Consider the following 14782-nt stretch of genomic DNA (forward strand, 5'->3'; position numbering starts at 1 on the left):
GGAACAATGGCCGGCATGAATCTTACGGGGAAAGGCTGGTACTCTGCACCGGCTAATTGAGTTTTCTTAGGTTAAGTCCTACAGGATTGGTTGGTTTTTCTTACTGCGGAATCAATGACAGGCATGTCGACTATTAATAGCCACTGATGGTCTTGGGTACAAAGCCCGGATAGAGTTCATGGCATTAGAGGTTACTTTGACGAGGTTTGCGATGTCCCGCACGATCCGTTTTCACAAGTTTGGTGGTGCCGAGGTGCTCAAATGCGAAGAGCATGCGGCGGCTCTTCCTGCGCCAGGAGAAGTGCAGGTCCGTGTCGAAGCGATCGGCATCAGTTGGTACGACACCTTGTGGCGCCAGAACCTGGCGTCGTCCCAGGCACGTCTGCCTTCGGGCCTGGGCCATGAAATGGCCGGCGTGGTAACGGCCGTCGGCGACGGCGTCGATGACTTGGCCGTGGGCGACAAGGTCGCCAGTTTCCCGGCCGAGAGCCCGAACGATTATCCGGTGTACGGTGAGGTCATCGTGCTGCCACGCACCGCGCTGACCCGTTATCCCGACGTGCTCAGCCCGATCGAAGCCGCCGTGCATTACACGCCGCTGCTGATCGCGTATTTCGCCTACATGGACCTGGCGCGGGTCAAGCCGGGGCAATTCGCCCTGGTCACCGATGCCAGTCATTGCGCAGGCCCTTCCTTCGTGCAACTGGGCAAGGCCCTGGGTGTGCGGGTGATCGCGGCCACCAAGACGGCTGACGAGCGTGAGTACCTGTTGTCGCTGGGCGCCGAGAAGGTCATCGTCACCGAAGAGCAGGACTTGCTGATGCAAATCAACAAGCTCACCGACAACCGTGGCGTCGATGTGGTCTTCGACGGCCTCGGCGGGCCCCAGATGTCGCTGCTGGGTGACGTGTTGGCACCGCGTGGCAGCCTGGTGCTGTATGGCTTGCAGGGTGGCAACCAGACGCCGTTTCCAGCCTGCGCGGCGTTCCAGAAGAACATTCAGTTCTTTGTGCACTGCATCGGCAATTTCACTGGCAAGCCGGAACTGGGCATTCTCCAGGACCAGGTGGCCTTGCAACGAGCACTGCGCGATATCAATCAACTGACCGCCGACCGCGTGCTGTTGCCACTCAAGACTCGGGTCTTCCCATTCTCCGAGTTCGTCGAGGCTCACCGTTACATGGGCGAATGCCCTTGCCGTGAACGTGTTGCCCTTCAGGTCGTCGACCCGGCCTGAACCCTGTCTTGCGCAAGAGTCATCGCCCCGGGCTCTTGCGCTGCCTTCGCCCTGACACCCCATCCTTTCTTACGGCACCTCCTGCCTGGCGGTGCTGCGTTCGCACCTCACCATCTCGCGCCTTGAATGGCCTGTCCCGGTTCGCTCAAGACTGAAACGGTCTGTCGGCCAACATCTGAACTGGTTTTTGCCCTCAATCTGTATCTTCTAATCATTGTTTAAGTCTTGATAATTGAACGCTGATTTCCATATCAAGGAAGAAGTCGTGGTGCGGTATAACTTTTCCGAAGGTCTTCATCCTTCAAGATGCATTCAAAGGGTAACGAGCATTAACAGTTGCAGATATATCTATCGACCCTGGGGAAGGCAGGGCGGGGTAGAGCGCCAGTTAAAGTTCGGCAAGTTCTTTGTTTCTTGTACTCATTGTCTGTGGGACGTTGTCGGAATTCTCCTAGGACGTGCCGACAGGTCCGTTTTGCCCAGTATTTACGGGGCTTTAGGCAGGGGTGTGAAGGGGCGTGAGCCTACTCTCGGTATATGTATCAAATAATTACGACAAGCAATGCTCAAGCGTATTGCTAATACTCTTTGAGTGCTAGAACAACCATCTAGATCAACACGTCGCGCAGTCACGTTGGTGCGGGTGCGACGCCGATAGTTGAATTTCCAGGTAAATGGCTATGAGTGCAATTCATGAGCAGGCAATGACTCACGTGTATCAACAGATACTGCAACGACTGTCAGGTTTTTATTCCCGGGCAGAACGTACCGCGTTGCAGCTTTTGATCCAGCGTTTAATTGTCGCCGCCGGAGGCATCGAGCGGATTGGCGATTACCGCGTGTTGACGGTCCAGAATGGGAGCAGGGAAAGTTTTTATGTGCTGACCGCCTTGCGGGCCGCACAACTGAGCATCGCGGGGCGACATCCGGTGACCTTCACCTTGCGCGTCGCCACGCCACGCCTGAGCGAAACTACCCAGGCGACGCTGGAAAACATCCACCGCTGCTACAGCGCGCTGTTTGTCTACGATGATCCCCGGGTCGAATTGCTGATGGCCGATAACCGCGAGGTGTTGCCGTTCAATCACCGGCAGCCCCTGTCGATGGCGGGGCACGAAGCCAATCGCATGGACCTGCTGGTCCTGGGGCACCTTCGCGCGGTCGACAGCCCCTTGGAGATTGGGGACGACGGCTACCTGGCGATGGCCGAATTCTATCGGCACATGGCCCGCTGGGAGTCGGGCGTGGATTCGTTGGTCAGCAGCGATACACCGCGCCAGCAAAAACAATTCATATCGGGCCTGCGCCGCGCGACTCGCAAGATCGGCCTGCTGACCGAGCACGCCTGCGGTTTCGACAACCTCTTTGCCCATCTCGACGCCCTGGGCGGTGATGTCTACCGGCATTTCTATGGGCCGGAGCGCCTCGATGCCTGGAAGCCCGAGGGTCACTTCGAGGCCTGCCGGCGAGTGGGCCACGTCGGCATCGACGACCTGATCGTCGATCGTTCGGAGGGAACCAACTGGCCGCTCTTCAACGAGTTCCTGCGGGTGCAGACCGAGGGGCTTGTGCCATCGGCGCCTGAAAACGAATACATCAGCCCGCTGCTGTCGGCCCATCTGCACGGCCTGCAGGCCTGCTACCTGCACGGACGCAGCTATGAAACCGGCTACGGCGACTACGCGCAGCGGGCGATCATGATCATGCACCGCAAGCAATTGCCGGAACACGTCTGCGAACAGGCTCGGGCGCTGTTCGCCTCGCCGTCGTCGATTCCCGAGCGTCGTGCCTACGCCGCCCTTGAAGCGCAAAAGATCCTGGGGCTCAGCGAAACACAACTGGTGTGCATGCTGTTCGCGCCCTTCGTGGGGCAGGGCGCTGGCCTGGAGCATTTCCTGCGTTGCTGCCACCCTGGCATGCTGGTGGCGATGCCGGACCTGCACAAGGCCATGCAGGGTGCGACCGTCGCCGATCAGGTAGCGCAGTGGATGGTCGATGTCAGCGGCTTGCCCATCGATATCCTTGGCAAGCTGTACCGGGCGAGTGTCTCGCTGCCGGAACAAGCGGAAAGCGCCCCGGGCGCCGATCCGCAGCAGGCCAATGACGGCGTTGACGCTGCAGAAGGCGGATCGGCTGCCGATGGGTTGCACGAACGCTCGGCAAGGCATTGAGGAACGAGGTTTGACGGACTCATCTACCTCGTCCCCAGTCCTTGTACCCGGCGTTGCGACTGAGCTGGCTGCGACCCGCTGTCCTGGCCTGAGCCGATGAAAAATTGCCGGGAGACAGACTTCGCCTATCAGGCGGTTTATCGCTACCTGACCACGCTGATCAACGAGCTGGAGGTTGATGCGCGGGTTCGCCTGCCGTCGCTGCGGCAACTGGCCGAGCGTCTGAACGTGTCGATATCGACCATTCAGTACGCGTATTCGCTGCTGGAAAAGGAAGGGCGGGTCTATTCGATCGCCAAGTCCGGTTACTACGCGCTGCCCGTGCCCAGTATGGCCACCCTGGACGGCGGTGACGATTTACTCGAGACCCTGTACGTCAATGCCCGACGACCAGGTATGCAGGTGCTCAGCGCAGATGAACCGGCGTCGATGCAGCCATTGGACAGCCCGCTGTTGCTGCTCGAGCGCGAACTGCTGCGCCAGTACCCGCGCTCCTCGCAGACACCCTCGCAACCCTGGGGCGAGCTGGAGCTTCGCACCGCGCTGGCTGCCCGCTACACGTCTTCGCCGGCCCGTTGCTGGAATGCCGATGACGTCTACATTGGCGCCGACCTGCGGGGCGTCCTGGAAATTCTTATCGCGGTACTGGCACTCAGGGGGGCCACCGTGCTGATCGAATCGCCCTGCGATTGGGCGGTGTTGCGCCTGCTGCAGGCGGCGGAGGTCAACGTCATCGAGCTGCCACTGCTGGCCGACGGGGAAATCAATGTCGAGCAACTGGAACAGCTGCTGGTGAACGAAACGGTACGCCTGGTGGTGCTGTCGTCGGTCTTGAATATGCCGAGGGGGACACTGGTTCCTGAAGAGAACCGTCGTACCATCGCGCATTTGCTGGAGCGGCACGGGACTTGGGTGCTGGAGAACGACAGCCATACAGACCTGGCGTTCGAGGCAAGAATGACGCCTTTTCGAGACTTGCTCGACCCGGACCGGCTGATCGTCTATTCGACGTTCGAGAAAACCATCGGGCCAGAGGCGCCGTATGGCTACGTGCTGTCGCGCCAGTTGACCCTGCACCTGCAGCGACATTTCCTGTTGCGAGCGTTTCGCTTGTCGCCGATCCGCCAGAAAGCCATCGCCCGGCTGTACAGCAGCGGTCGGATTGACCAGCACTTGCTGGTGTTGCGGCGCCTGCTGCGTGAAAGCGCGGTTTCGACTACGCAATTGTTGCGCGAGCGGCTAGGGGATAGCCTGCAATGGGCAGAACCTCAAGGTGGTGCGACGATCTGGATGCAGTCGACGCGACGGGTCGACTTGCGACGGGTTTTCCATCGGCTGCTTGCCCAGCGAATCGTCATCGCGCCGGGGGAGTTGTTCAGCCTCCAGGGCCTGTATGCACAACATATGCGCCTGACCCACGCCCTGAACGGGCCGCAGGACATGGACGCTGCGCTCTGCGCGCTGGCCGACGCCTTGAGGCTCGAACAAGCGTAATCGGCGGCAATGGATCGAACCCATCGCGCCATGGTCGAACTGTCAGTAAACTGCACTCCATTTACCGAGCCACTCCACTCAGAGGTTTTGCATGACAGTCAGTCCATTTGCGGGCAAGCCGGCACCGGCAGAGTTGTTGATCGATATCCCGCGACTGGTGACGGCCTACTACACCGGCCGACCCGATGCCTCGGTTGCAACCCAGCGCGTGGCTTTTGGCACCTCCGGGCACCGTGGCAGCTCCTTCGACCTGGGCTTCAACGAGTGGCACGTGTTGGCCATCAGCCAGGCGATCTGCCTGTACCGCGAAGCCCAGGGCATCAACGGGCCACTGTTCGTTGGGATCGACACCCACGCGCTGTCGACCCCGGCGGGAGCCAGCGCGCTGGAAGTATTCGCGGCCAACGGCGTCACCGTCATGATCGCCGAGGGCGATGAATACACCCCGACACCAGCGGTTTCCCACGCCATTCTCTGCTACAACCGTGGCCGCACCTCGGGCCTGGCGGACGGCATCGTCATCACGCCGTCCCACAACCCACCGCAAAGCGGCGGCTACAAGTACAACCCTACCAACGGTGGCCCGGCCGATACCCACATCACCAAATGGATCGAAGCCAAGGCCAACGAACTGCTGGCCAACCAGCTCGCCGGTGTCAAGCGCGTCAGCTACGAGCAAGCCCTGAAGGCCGACACCACCCATCGTCACGACTACGTCAACACCTACGTGGCGGACCTGATCAATGTCATCGATTTCGATGCCATCCGCACCGCCGGGCTGCATTTGGGCGTCGATCCGTTGGGTGGCGCAGGCGTGCGCTACTGGCCGGCCATTGCCGAGCATTACCGCCTGGACCTGGAAGTGGTGAACACTCACGTGGATTCCACCTTCCGTTTCATGACCGTCGACTGGGACGGGCAAATCCGCATGGACCCGTCTTCCAGTCATGCGATGCAAGGGTTGATTGGTCTGAAGGACCGCTTCGACGTGGCCTTTGCCTGCGACCCGGACCATGACCGTCATGGCATCGTGACTCCGTCTGGCGGCCTGTTGGCGCCGAACAACTACCTGGCGGTCTCCATCGACTACCTGTTCCAGAATCGCCCGCAATGGCGCGCCGATGCTGCGGTGGGCAAGACCGTGGTCAGCAGCGGCCTGATCGATCGCGTGGCCAAGCGCCTGGGTCGCCGCCTCTATGAAGTGCCGGTGGGCTTCAAGTGGTTTGCCGACGGCCTGTTCGATGGTTCCCTGGGCTTTGGCGGTGAAGAAAGTGCCGGTGCTTCGTTCCTGCGCAAGGACGGCGGCGTCTGGAGTACCGACAAGGACGGCCTGATCCCGGCGCTGTTGGCAGCTGAAATGACGGCGCGCACCGGTCGCGACCCGAGCCAGGCCTACCGCGCGTTGACTGACGAGCTGGGCGAACCGTTCTCGGTACGCGTCGATGCCAAGGCCAGCCCGCAACAGAAGGCGCTATTGAGCAAGTTGTCGCCGGACCAGGTGACGTCTACCGAATTGGCCGGGGAGAAGATCCAGCACGTCCTCAGTCACGCGCCGGGCAATGATCAGGCCATTGGCGGCCTGAAGGTCATGACCGAAAACGGCTGGTTTGCGGCACGCCCGTCCGGGACCGAAGATATCTACAAGATCTACGCCGAAAGCTTCATTGGCGACGCGCACCTCAAGCAATTGGTGGCTGAGGCGCAAACGTTGGTGGATGGGGCTATCACCAGCAAGTGACACCGTCGGCAAGCCTTGTCCCAACTATGTGGGAGCAAGGCTTGCCCGCGATCCAGGCGATGCGGTCTTTAACGCGAGGCCCGTTTCGCGAGCAAGCTTTGCTCCCACACAAATTCCTCTCACCACAAGACCAATCAAGCGAGGTCGACGAGCACGATTTCGCTGTCTTCAATGGCGGTCACCCGCAATATCCGCTCATCTTCAATCGCAACACCGTCTCGAGCTTGTACGCGCAAACCATTGATTTCTATCAATCCAGTTGCCGGCACAAGATAAGCTCGACGTGCGGCGTCCAGCCGATACTCCGCACTTTCACCCGCCTTGAGATTGGCCGCTACCAGTCGTGCGTCGGCGCGAATGCGCAGGCTTTGGTCATCGCCGGCCTTGCCGCTGGCCAAGGTCACGAAGCCTTCGCGCGAGTCCTTGGGAAACGGTTTGGCGCCCCATGACGGTGCCAGGCCTTCTTCGTTGGGGATGATCCAGATCTGGAAAATGCGGGTGGCCGTCGATTCCAGGTTGTACTCGCTATGGGCAATCCCGGTGCCCGCGCTCATGACCTGTACATCACCGGCCTCCGTGCGGCCCTTGTTACCCAGATTGTCCTGGTGGCTGATCGCGCCTTCGCGCACATAGGTGATGATTTCCATGTCCCGGTGCGGGTGTTGGGGAAAACCGCTGCCAGGGGCGATAACATCATCGTTCCAGACCCGCAAGGTGCCCCAGTTCATGCGCCGTGGGTCGTAATATTCGGCGAACGAAAAATGATGGTGGGCATCCAGCCAACCGTGGTTGGCGGCGCCCAAGGTGGCGAAGGGCCTGAGTTCGAGCATGTTCGTGTCCTTTTCGCTGAGCAGCGAAAGCGATGGTTGATGGGGCTATTTTCGCCAAGGAACACATCGATAAAAAGCGTAAAAAACGCGTCAAAGTTATCGTGTATTTAGATATAAAATCGCGAGCCAACTTTCACTTCATCGCCTAAACCCATGACTTAAAAGCTTTTGGGTGGAACCCGGCGGCAAATACAGACACCATAGCCGTCATGGTTCATGAACACCCGGAGTCATCAGCGTGGCGCAACACACTCCCGATCTTCCCCCCGAGCTTTTATCCCTGGCCCAGATGCCGCTGTTCAAGCGCCTGGCAGCCCGGTTCTTCGGCCATGGCCTGACACGCCTGCGAGCCCAACATCGCGCTTCCTGGTTGCATGGCCAGGCCGACGGTTTCCGCAGCGGTCATACCGCTGGTTTTGACTATGGCTACAAGGAAGGCCGGGCCGAAGGGCTTGAGGAGGGTCGTCAGGTCCTGTTGATCCGTGATTCGCGCAGCACGGAGCATCCGGCACCGCAGGTCGATGATCTGCTGTTCGATGACTGGCGCCTGCCGCTGACCGCCGAGCTGAAGAAACGCATCAAGACAGATGTCACCCGATTGCTGCCGGCGCATGCACAACCGAGCGCCGCGCAATGGAAGATGATTTTCAGCGACACGCCCTCGACCTCGGTGGTCGCCGGGGCCGGGGCGGGCAAATCCACCACCCTGGTACTGCGCATTGTGCTGTTGTCCCATTACCTGGGTTTCGAACTGGACTCGATGACCGTGGTGACGTTTACCCGGGAATCGCGCAAGGATTTCATCCAGAAACTGATCGAAGTGTTTGCCCTGTGGGGGCGAACCGTCAGCCTCAAGGAAGCCCGTGACCTGGTGCGGACATTCCATTCGCGCATCTTGCCCATGGTTCGCAGCCTGCCCGGGTTCGAACGGCTCCAGGCGTTCGAGACCCTGAGTCATCGCGCCGAAGCGGGTGACGATGATGCCCAGGGCAATCCCTTTGATTTGCGCATCAACGACGCCCAGCGCCAGCAACTCAACGCCTGTTATTACAACCTTTACCAGCGTGACGCGCGTTTCCGTGAGCTGATCCTGCCGTTGTCCCGCCACGCGCTGCAACTCAAGGAGCTGGAACGCGATCACCCGGATGTGCAAAAGCGCGTCGCCGTGACCGAACTGGCAGCCCAGCGCGACGAAGAGTTGTGCGATGCCGTCGAAGACCTGTGGTTCCGCGCCGGTGCCTGGCCGATCAAGGGTATCGAGCCGAAGCGACAAACGTTCGAAATCAATGGTTCGACGTTCCACTGTCATGGCTACGCGCCTTCCCTGGATGCCTGGGTGATACTGGGGTTCGATCCACGGGAAGATGCCCGGCTCAATCGTCCGGGCGCCAAGTTGAGCATCCGCGCGGAATGGGCGGTAAAGCGCACCTTGTTTCAAGCTTTTTGCCGTAAGCCACTGATCTGGCTGGAAAGTTATGAGGCGTCAAAACGTGTATTAGCGTCAATGGCCGGCGATGCCAGCGCCGGGCCTGGGTTCGACTACAAGGTCAAGGGCGAGCTGGGTTCAGCGCCATTGCTGGACTGCTTTGTTGCGGCGGCAGGCTTTATCGAGAACCTGGGCCTCGACGTCCCGGATGCCGTGGGGCGGATGTCCTTTGCCCAGGATGATCCCGATCGGTATTTCTTCGAAGCGCTGAGTCGCTACTGGCGGGCATTCGAAGACCATCTGCTCGACCAATCGCCGCCGGTCATGACCTACAACCGCATGTTTGCGCTGTTCAGCGAACATTCGCCGGAGAATTTCAAGTTGCTGGGGGATGCGTTGCTCAGGCCGCTTTCGCACCTGATGGTCGACGAGTTCCAGGACGTGTCGCCGCAGATCGTCTCCTGGCTGCGCGCCAGTCTTCGGGAAATACGCAGCCGTGGTCCCGCGATGCACGTGGGGCGCGGCGCCCAACGCTCTTCATTGTTGTGTGTAGGGGACGATTGGCAATCAATCTATGGCTGGCGCGGCAGCTCGCCGAGCTATTTCATGGCATTCAACAAGCAATTCCCGTCGCCGACGACGACCCGGGTCATGCTCACTGACAACTACCGCAGCCACCAACACATCATCGATGCGGCCGAGCATATTGTTCGCGCCGCTGCGGCTATCCCAGGCAAGAAGGCCAAGGCCAGTGGCGTGTCTCGCTTGTTGAGCCCGGTGAATGTGTTGGATCGCGACGACGAAGGGTTGGCGCGGCGACTGGATGAGCACTATCGCAACGGCGATTCGATCTTGATGTTGTATCGAAAAAGTAGCGATAAGGTATTGATAGAAAAGTATATTCAGCCAACAGTTAATGTTGATTCTAGCTTGCCGTACGACGCGCGACGGCTCAGGCAAATGACTTACCACAGTGCCAAGGGGCTCCAGGCCGATGCGGTGTTCCTGCTGGGCGACTGCCAGCACCTGAGCAGTTCACCCTACAAGAACCAGGTCTATCGAATGGCCGGGCTAGGCCAGGACGGTGACGCCGAACCTTACGACTCGGCGCAAAAGGACGAAATCCTGCGCCTGGCGTATGTGGGCATCACGCGTGCGGTGCAGCACTGTTACTGGTACGTCGATGGCCAGGACGGCCAGGCGGCCAATGGGCCCAAGGCCTCGGATCGTATTGCCACGGATAAGCCCTTTTTCGCTGACCATCGCCGTGTTCGTAAAGGATAAGGCTTGGTGTGTCTATCCGTTGCAAGCGTAACCCTGTGGGAGCGAGCTTGCTCGCGAAGGCGATGTCACAGTCGACGAGGGTGTTGAATATGCTGGCCTCTTCGCGAGCAAGCTCGCTCCACGGGGGGGTACGTTCTTACGCCATCGGCGGCAACCGTCGCTTGACGGGTGTTTTCTTGACGATGGCCGTATTGGTCTCGGCGTGGACATTGAGTTTGTCCAGCAAGGTATCCAGCTGTTCCATCGAGCGCACGTGCAGGCGGGCGATGAAGCAGTCGTCGCCGGTTACCTTGTCGCATTCGGTGAATTCGGCGATGGCCTGGATCTGCCGCTCCACTTCCTGCAACTGCCCCGGCAGCGGGCGGATACGCACGATGGCCTGGAGTTGATAGCCGAAGCACTTGGGGTCCACCTCAACGGTGTAGCCCCTGAGCACGCCACGTTCTTCGAGCCGGCGAAGGCGCTCGGCGACACTGGGGGAGGACAGGCCACTGAGGTTTGCCAAGGCCTTGAGGGAACGTCGGGAATCTTCCATCAGGGCACTGATGAGGATCTGGTCAATATCGTCAGTCATTTCAACTCCATTAGGCGAATGTGTGAAGTTGCCTTGATAAAAAAGGTCAAATCGAAGTTTAGCCTTTTTCAAACCATGGAGAAGCCCCCCGTCGGCTCGGCATACTGTGCCCACTTGCTGAAGGAGCCTGAAGATGGACAAGACCTTACGCCGCGGTTCGCTGGAAATGACTGCCGCCATGCTGATCTCCGGAACCATTGGTTGGTTCGTGCTGGTTTCCGGCCTGCCGGTGCTGGATGTGGTGTTCTGGCGCTGCGTGTTCGGCGCCGTGACCTTGCTGCTGATCTGCGCCGGTTTCGGCTTTTTGCGCCCCGGCATCCTCACCCGTACCACGTTCCTGCTGGCGGTCCTCAGCGGTGTAGCGATCGTCGGCAACTGGGTATTGTTGTTTGCCTCCTATTCCCGTGCCTCGATCGCCATCGGCACGGCGGTGTACAACGTCCAGCCGTTCATGTTGGTGGGGTTGGCGGCGTTGTTCCTGGGGGAAAAAATCACCGCGCAGAAACTGTTCTGGCTGGCGGTGTCGTTTCTCGGGATGCTGGCCATCGTCAGTGCCCATGGTGAGCAAGGGCAGGGTGGCGGCGACTATCTGCTGGGCATTGCCTTGGCGCTGGGGGCCGCATTGCTGTACGCCATCGCGGCGTTGATCATCAAGCGCCTGACCGGCACGCCACCTCATCTGATCGCGCTGATCCAGGTCAGCACCGGCGTGTTGCTGCTGGCGCCCTGGGCGAACTTCTCGGCATTGCCGCAACACCCCCAGGCCTGGGTCAGTCTGTTGACCCTGGGCGTGGTGCACACCGGCGTGATGTACGTGTTGCTGTACAGCGCCATACAACGTTTGCCGACTGCATTGACCGGTGCGCTGTCGTTCATCTATCCGATCGCAGCGATCTTCGTCGACTGGTTCGCCTTCGGCCATCGCCTGGAGCCGCTGCAATGGTTGGGCGTGGCTGCGATCCTGCTGGCGGCTGCCGGCATGCAACAGGGCTGGGGCATCAAGTCGCGGCGCCCAGCCCTGTCGTAGCCCACCGTTCGGGCGTGGATCAGAAGATGTAGTCAGTGGTCAGGAAGTTGGAATCCCGCTCACGGATAATGTCGCTGATCAACGCCTTGTTGTTGTCCTGGAACTTGGTTGCCACCAGCGTGCGGATGGAAAAGGTGCGCAGCGCATCGTGGACCGACAAGGTGCCCTCGGCCGAATTCTTCCGGCCATTGAACGGGAACGTGTCCGGGCCCCGTTGGCACTGGGCGTTGATGTTGATGCGTCCGACCTGGTTGGCGAAGGTGTCCACCAGCTTGCCGACTTGTGCCGGGTTGGTGCCGAAAATGCTGAGCTGCTGGCCGAAGTCGGACTCCAGTACGTAGTCGATTACGGTATTGAGGTCGCGGTACGGCACGATGGGCACGACCGGGCCGAACTGTTCCTCATGGTAGACCCGCATCGCCGTGTTCACCGGGTACAGCACCGCCGGGTAGAAAAACGAGCTTCGCGATTCGCCGCCGTGGGCATTCTTCACTTCTGCACCCTTGGCCAGCGCATCGGCGACCAGCGAATGCAAGTAATCGACTTTGCTCGCTTCGGGCAACGGCGTCAGCGCCACACCGTCCTCCCAGGGCATGCCGGGTTTCAGGGTGGCGAGCCTGGCGTTGAACTTCTCGATGAACGCCGGCGCCACATCTTCATGGACAAACAGGATTTTCAGCGCCGTGCAGCGCTGGCCGTTGAATGACAGCGAGCCGGTCAGTGCCTCGTTGACTGCGTTGTCCAGGTCGACGTCTGGCAGCACCAGGCCAGGGTTCTTCGCATCCAGCCCCAGGGCGGCACGCAAGCGGTGTGGCCGCGGGTGAAGCTTCTTCAGGTCACTAGCCGCCTTGTTGGTGCCGATAAAGGCGAAGATGTCGATCTTGCCGCTGGCCATCAGCGCGCTGACAGTTTCCCGGCCGCTGCCGTAGATTACGTTGATCACGCCTGCCGGGAAGCTGTCGCGGAAGGCTTCGAGCAACGGCCGCACCAGCAGGACGCCGAGCTTGGCCGGTTTGAACACCACGGTGTTGCCCATGATCAAGGCCGGGATCAGCGTGGTGAAGGTTTCGTTCAGCGGATAGTTGTAGGGGCCCATGCACAAGGCCACGCCCAAGGGCACGCGTCGGATCTGCCCGAGGGTGTCCTGTTCCAGCTCGAAACGGCTGGAGCGCCGGTCCAGCTCCTTGAGGGCGTTGATGGTGTCGACGATGTAGTCGCAGGTGCGGTCGAATTCCTTCTGGGAGTCCTTGAGGTTCTTGCCGATTTCCCACATCAGCAACTTGACCACGGCCTCGCGTTGCTCGCGCATGCGTGCCAGGAAGGTTTCCACGTGGCGGATGCGCTCGGCGACGCGCATCGTGGGCCACTGGCCCTGGCCGCGATCGTAAGCCCGCACGGCAGCGTCCAGAGCGGTGAGGGCGGTTTCGGCGTCCAGCAGCGGTGTGCTGCCGAGAATCACTTGCCCATCGCCCAGCTCACCCGTCACGTAAACGGGGCTGCGGACGACAGCCAGCGGCCCTTGCCAGGTTTCCAGGACGCCGTCGACCAGGTATTCGCGCTGTTCGATCCGGCCTTCGAGGCGATAGGCCTCCGGGATTTCGGCGGCGCTGGGAAAAAGGTTGGCGAGGAAGGGGTCGGTGGTCATGTCGTTACTCCATCAATGAAATGAGCCAGGGGCAGACGGCTTGCAGGTATGAATCGCTCTTAGCGTTATACGCCTTAATGGAGGTGTTTTTTAAGTGGCGGCAGATTGCTTGCGCCGTGTTTATGTAGGAGCTGCCGAAGGCTGCGATCTTTCGATCTTTCGATCTTTCGCTTGGGACTCAAATGTCTGGGGAAAGATCGCAGCCTCGTTGCACTCGACAGCCCCTACACAGTTCCTGCACGCGGGGCTATCGATTACAGAATTGGCATTACCAGCGCATCCGCACCCCCATGCTGGTAATGATACCGTTGAGGTCGTTGTCGTCGATGTCACTGCTGAAGTCGGCGCTGACATACAGGCTTACCGTCGGCGTGACCCGTGCCACCAGGCCCAGGCCGACTTCGACGGTGGAGGATTTTCGGCTGCTGCTGATCTTGTCGACCTTATCCAGGGACAAGGTATCGGCGCTCTGGACGGTGTGCCACAAGTTGGTTCGCACATAGGGCTCCATGCCGAGGCTGTTGACTCGGTAATTGCCTTTGAGTCGCGCACCGACGCGGCCGCTCCAGCTGCTCAGTTCATTGCCGGTGCCGCTCTCGGCATTCGGTGTGTCGAGGGTGATGCGTTGGTTGATCAGTTGGGCCTGGGGTTCGACGACCCAGTGGGTCCCGATGCCAATCGCAAAGCCCCCTTCGACGGACAGCGTCACCGCATTGCCTTCGGTGGCCTGGCGCTGGCCTTGTTCGGTGCGGCTGTAGCCATTGACCCGGCCGCCGCTGGCGCTCAGGTCCACGTGCCAGCCTGCGGGGCTGGTCAGGCTCCAATAGGCGCCGAGACTCGAGCCTTTCAGGTTCAGGGCGTCTTTGCCCGGTTCGGCCATCGCGGGCGTCACCAGCAGGCCACTGCCCGTTGAAATGATCTGGTTTTGCCCGCTGATCAGGCCCATGCGCTGGGTATGACCGCTGTCGTTTCGCAATGTGAACAGGGCAGAGCTCTTGTCGGAGGCGGGGTCGCTGCCGATGGTTGCGGTATTGCGGTTGCTGGACTGGGCTCGGCCATACCAGGGCTGTGTTGTTTCTTCGTCAGGCCAGGCCTGTACCTCCATGGAGGAAAGCAGCAACAACGAAGTAGAAAGGGTGTGGAAGGTGATGGAGATCTCTTGCGGACGGAGGGAAGTTTTCATGGGGGTCTGCCTTGCAATCGCATGCATTTCTCGCTTTTTGGCGTCTCTCCTACCCCGAATGAGGGGCGACCGAATGGATTGAGGCAAGCCTCTGGCGGCCCGTCTTGGCGGGTTCCAGAGGCCTGCCCCTGACTGTATTTCCGGGGGTAGTACGATGTAGTCAAGAAGACCGA

At 60.2% G+C, this 14782-nt stretch carries 10 protein-coding genes; 6 read left to right on the forward strand and 4 right to left on the reverse strand.

What is annotated here, in order from left to right:
- Window positions 1–211: 211 nt before the first annotated feature.
- The 4 genes from AB4O22_RS10405 to pgm all read left to right on the forward strand — a co-directional run bounded on the left by AB4O22_RS10405 (window position 212) and on the right by pgm (window position 6640).
- Window positions 212–1237 (forward strand): zinc-dependent alcohol dehydrogenase family protein, encoded by a 1026-nt coding sequence (locus tag AB4O22_RS10405; RefSeq protein ID WP_003202189.1) that lies wholly within the window; start codon window positions 212–214, stop codon window positions 1235–1237.
- A 680-nt stretch (window positions 1238–1917) separates the two neighbouring features.
- Window positions 1918–3408, forward strand: a complete 1491-nt coding sequence (locus AB4O22_RS10410; RefSeq protein ID WP_460096259.1) for a hypothetical protein — start codon at window positions 1918–1920, stop codon at window positions 3406–3408.
- Between the two features lie 96 nt (window positions 3409–3504).
- Window positions 3505–4902 carry an aminotransferase-like domain-containing protein gene (locus AB4O22_RS10415; protein ID WP_460096260.1) on the forward strand — a complete coding sequence of 466 codons (1398 nt, stop codon included), beginning with the start codon at window positions 3505–3507 and terminating at the stop codon, window positions 4900–4902.
- Window positions 4903–4993: 91 nt separating this feature from the next.
- On the forward strand, window positions 4994–6640 hold the full coding sequence (gene pgm / locus AB4O22_RS10420; protein WP_460096261.1) for a phosphoglucomutase (alpha-D-glucose-1,6-bisphosphate-dependent): 1647 nt from the start codon (window positions 4994–4996) through the stop codon (window positions 6638–6640).
- Between the two features lie 134 nt (window positions 6641–6774).
- Here the strand turns inward: pgm and AB4O22_RS10425 are convergent, their stop codons facing one another.
- Window positions 6775–7470 (reverse strand): pirin family protein, encoded by a 696-nt coding sequence (locus tag AB4O22_RS10425; RefSeq protein ID WP_460096263.1) that lies wholly within the window; start codon window positions 7468–7470, stop codon window positions 6775–6777.
- A gap of 238 nt (window positions 7471–7708) precedes the next feature.
- Between AB4O22_RS10425 and AB4O22_RS10430 the strand changes: the two genes are divergently transcribed.
- The gene (locus tag AB4O22_RS10430) at window positions 7709–10180 is read left to right on the forward strand and encodes a UvrD-helicase domain-containing protein (RefSeq protein WP_460096264.1); all 2472 of its coding nucleotides are present in this window, start codon (window positions 7709–7711) and stop codon (window positions 10178–10180) included.
- 136 nt (window positions 10181–10316) lie between these two features.
- Here the strand turns inward: AB4O22_RS10430 and AB4O22_RS10435 are convergent, their stop codons facing one another.
- Window positions 10317–10754, reverse strand: coding sequence for an Lrp/AsnC family transcriptional regulator (locus tag AB4O22_RS10435; RefSeq protein WP_003202176.1), 438 nt, complete (start codon window positions 10752–10754; stop codon window positions 10317–10319).
- 133 nt (window positions 10755–10887) lie between these two features.
- Here AB4O22_RS10435 and AB4O22_RS10440 point away from each other — a divergent pair, with 133 nt between their 5' ends.
- Window positions 10888–11781, forward strand: a complete 894-nt coding sequence (locus tag AB4O22_RS10440; protein ID WP_460096265.1) for a DMT family transporter — start codon at window positions 10888–10890, stop codon at window positions 11779–11781.
- Window positions 11782–11800: 19 nt separating this feature from the next.
- Here AB4O22_RS10440 and AB4O22_RS10445 read toward each other — a convergent pair whose 3' ends face one another.
- Window positions 11801–13426, reverse strand: coding sequence for an NADP-dependent glyceraldehyde-3-phosphate dehydrogenase (locus tag AB4O22_RS10445; protein ID WP_460105628.1), 1626 nt, complete (start codon window positions 13424–13426; stop codon window positions 11801–11803).
- Between the two features lie 268 nt (window positions 13427–13694).
- Window positions 13695–14609 (reverse strand): autotransporter domain-containing protein, encoded by a 915-nt coding sequence (locus AB4O22_RS10450; protein WP_460096266.1) that lies wholly within the window; start codon window positions 14607–14609, stop codon window positions 13695–13697.
- Window positions 14610–14782: the final 173 nt, after the last annotated feature.

The sequence above is a fragment of the Pseudomonas sp. S3_B11 genome (assembly GCF_054667715.1).

What these genes read in the sequence shown, in the direction of transcription:
- AB4O22_RS10405 (WP_003202189.1), top strand. Translation starts at nt 212, where the DNA reads ATGTCCCGCACGATCCGTTTTCACAAGTTTGGTGGTGCCGAGGTGCTC.
- AB4O22_RS10440 (WP_460096265.1), top strand. Translation starts at nt 10,888, where the DNA reads ATGGACAAGACCTTACGCCGCGGTTCGCTGGAAATGACTGCCGCCATG.
- pgm (WP_460096261.1), top strand. Translation starts at nt 4,994, where the DNA reads ATGACAGTCAGTCCATTTGCGGGCAAGCCGGCACCGGCAGAGTTGTTG.
- AB4O22_RS10415 (WP_460096260.1), top strand. Translation starts at nt 3,505, where the DNA reads ATGAAAAATTGCCGGGAGACAGACTTCGCCTATCAGGCGGTTTATCGC.
- AB4O22_RS10445 (WP_460105628.1), bottom strand. Translation starts at nt 13,426, where the DNA reads ATGACCACCGACCCCTTCCTCGCCAACCTTTTTCCCAGCGCCGCCGAA.
- AB4O22_RS10425 (WP_460096263.1), bottom strand. Translation starts at nt 7,470, where the DNA reads ATGCTCGAACTCAGGCCCTTCGCCACCTTGGGCGCCGCCAACCACGGT.
- AB4O22_RS10450 (WP_460096266.1), bottom strand. Translation starts at nt 14,609, where the DNA reads ATGAAAACTTCCCTCCGTCCGCAAGAGATCTCCATCACCTTCCACACC.
- AB4O22_RS10410 (WP_460096259.1), top strand. Translation starts at nt 1,918, where the DNA reads ATGAGTGCAATTCATGAGCAGGCAATGACTCACGTGTATCAACAGATA.
- AB4O22_RS10435 (WP_003202176.1), bottom strand. Translation starts at nt 10,754, where the DNA reads ATGACTGACGATATTGACCAGATCCTCATCAGTGCCCTGATGGAAGAT.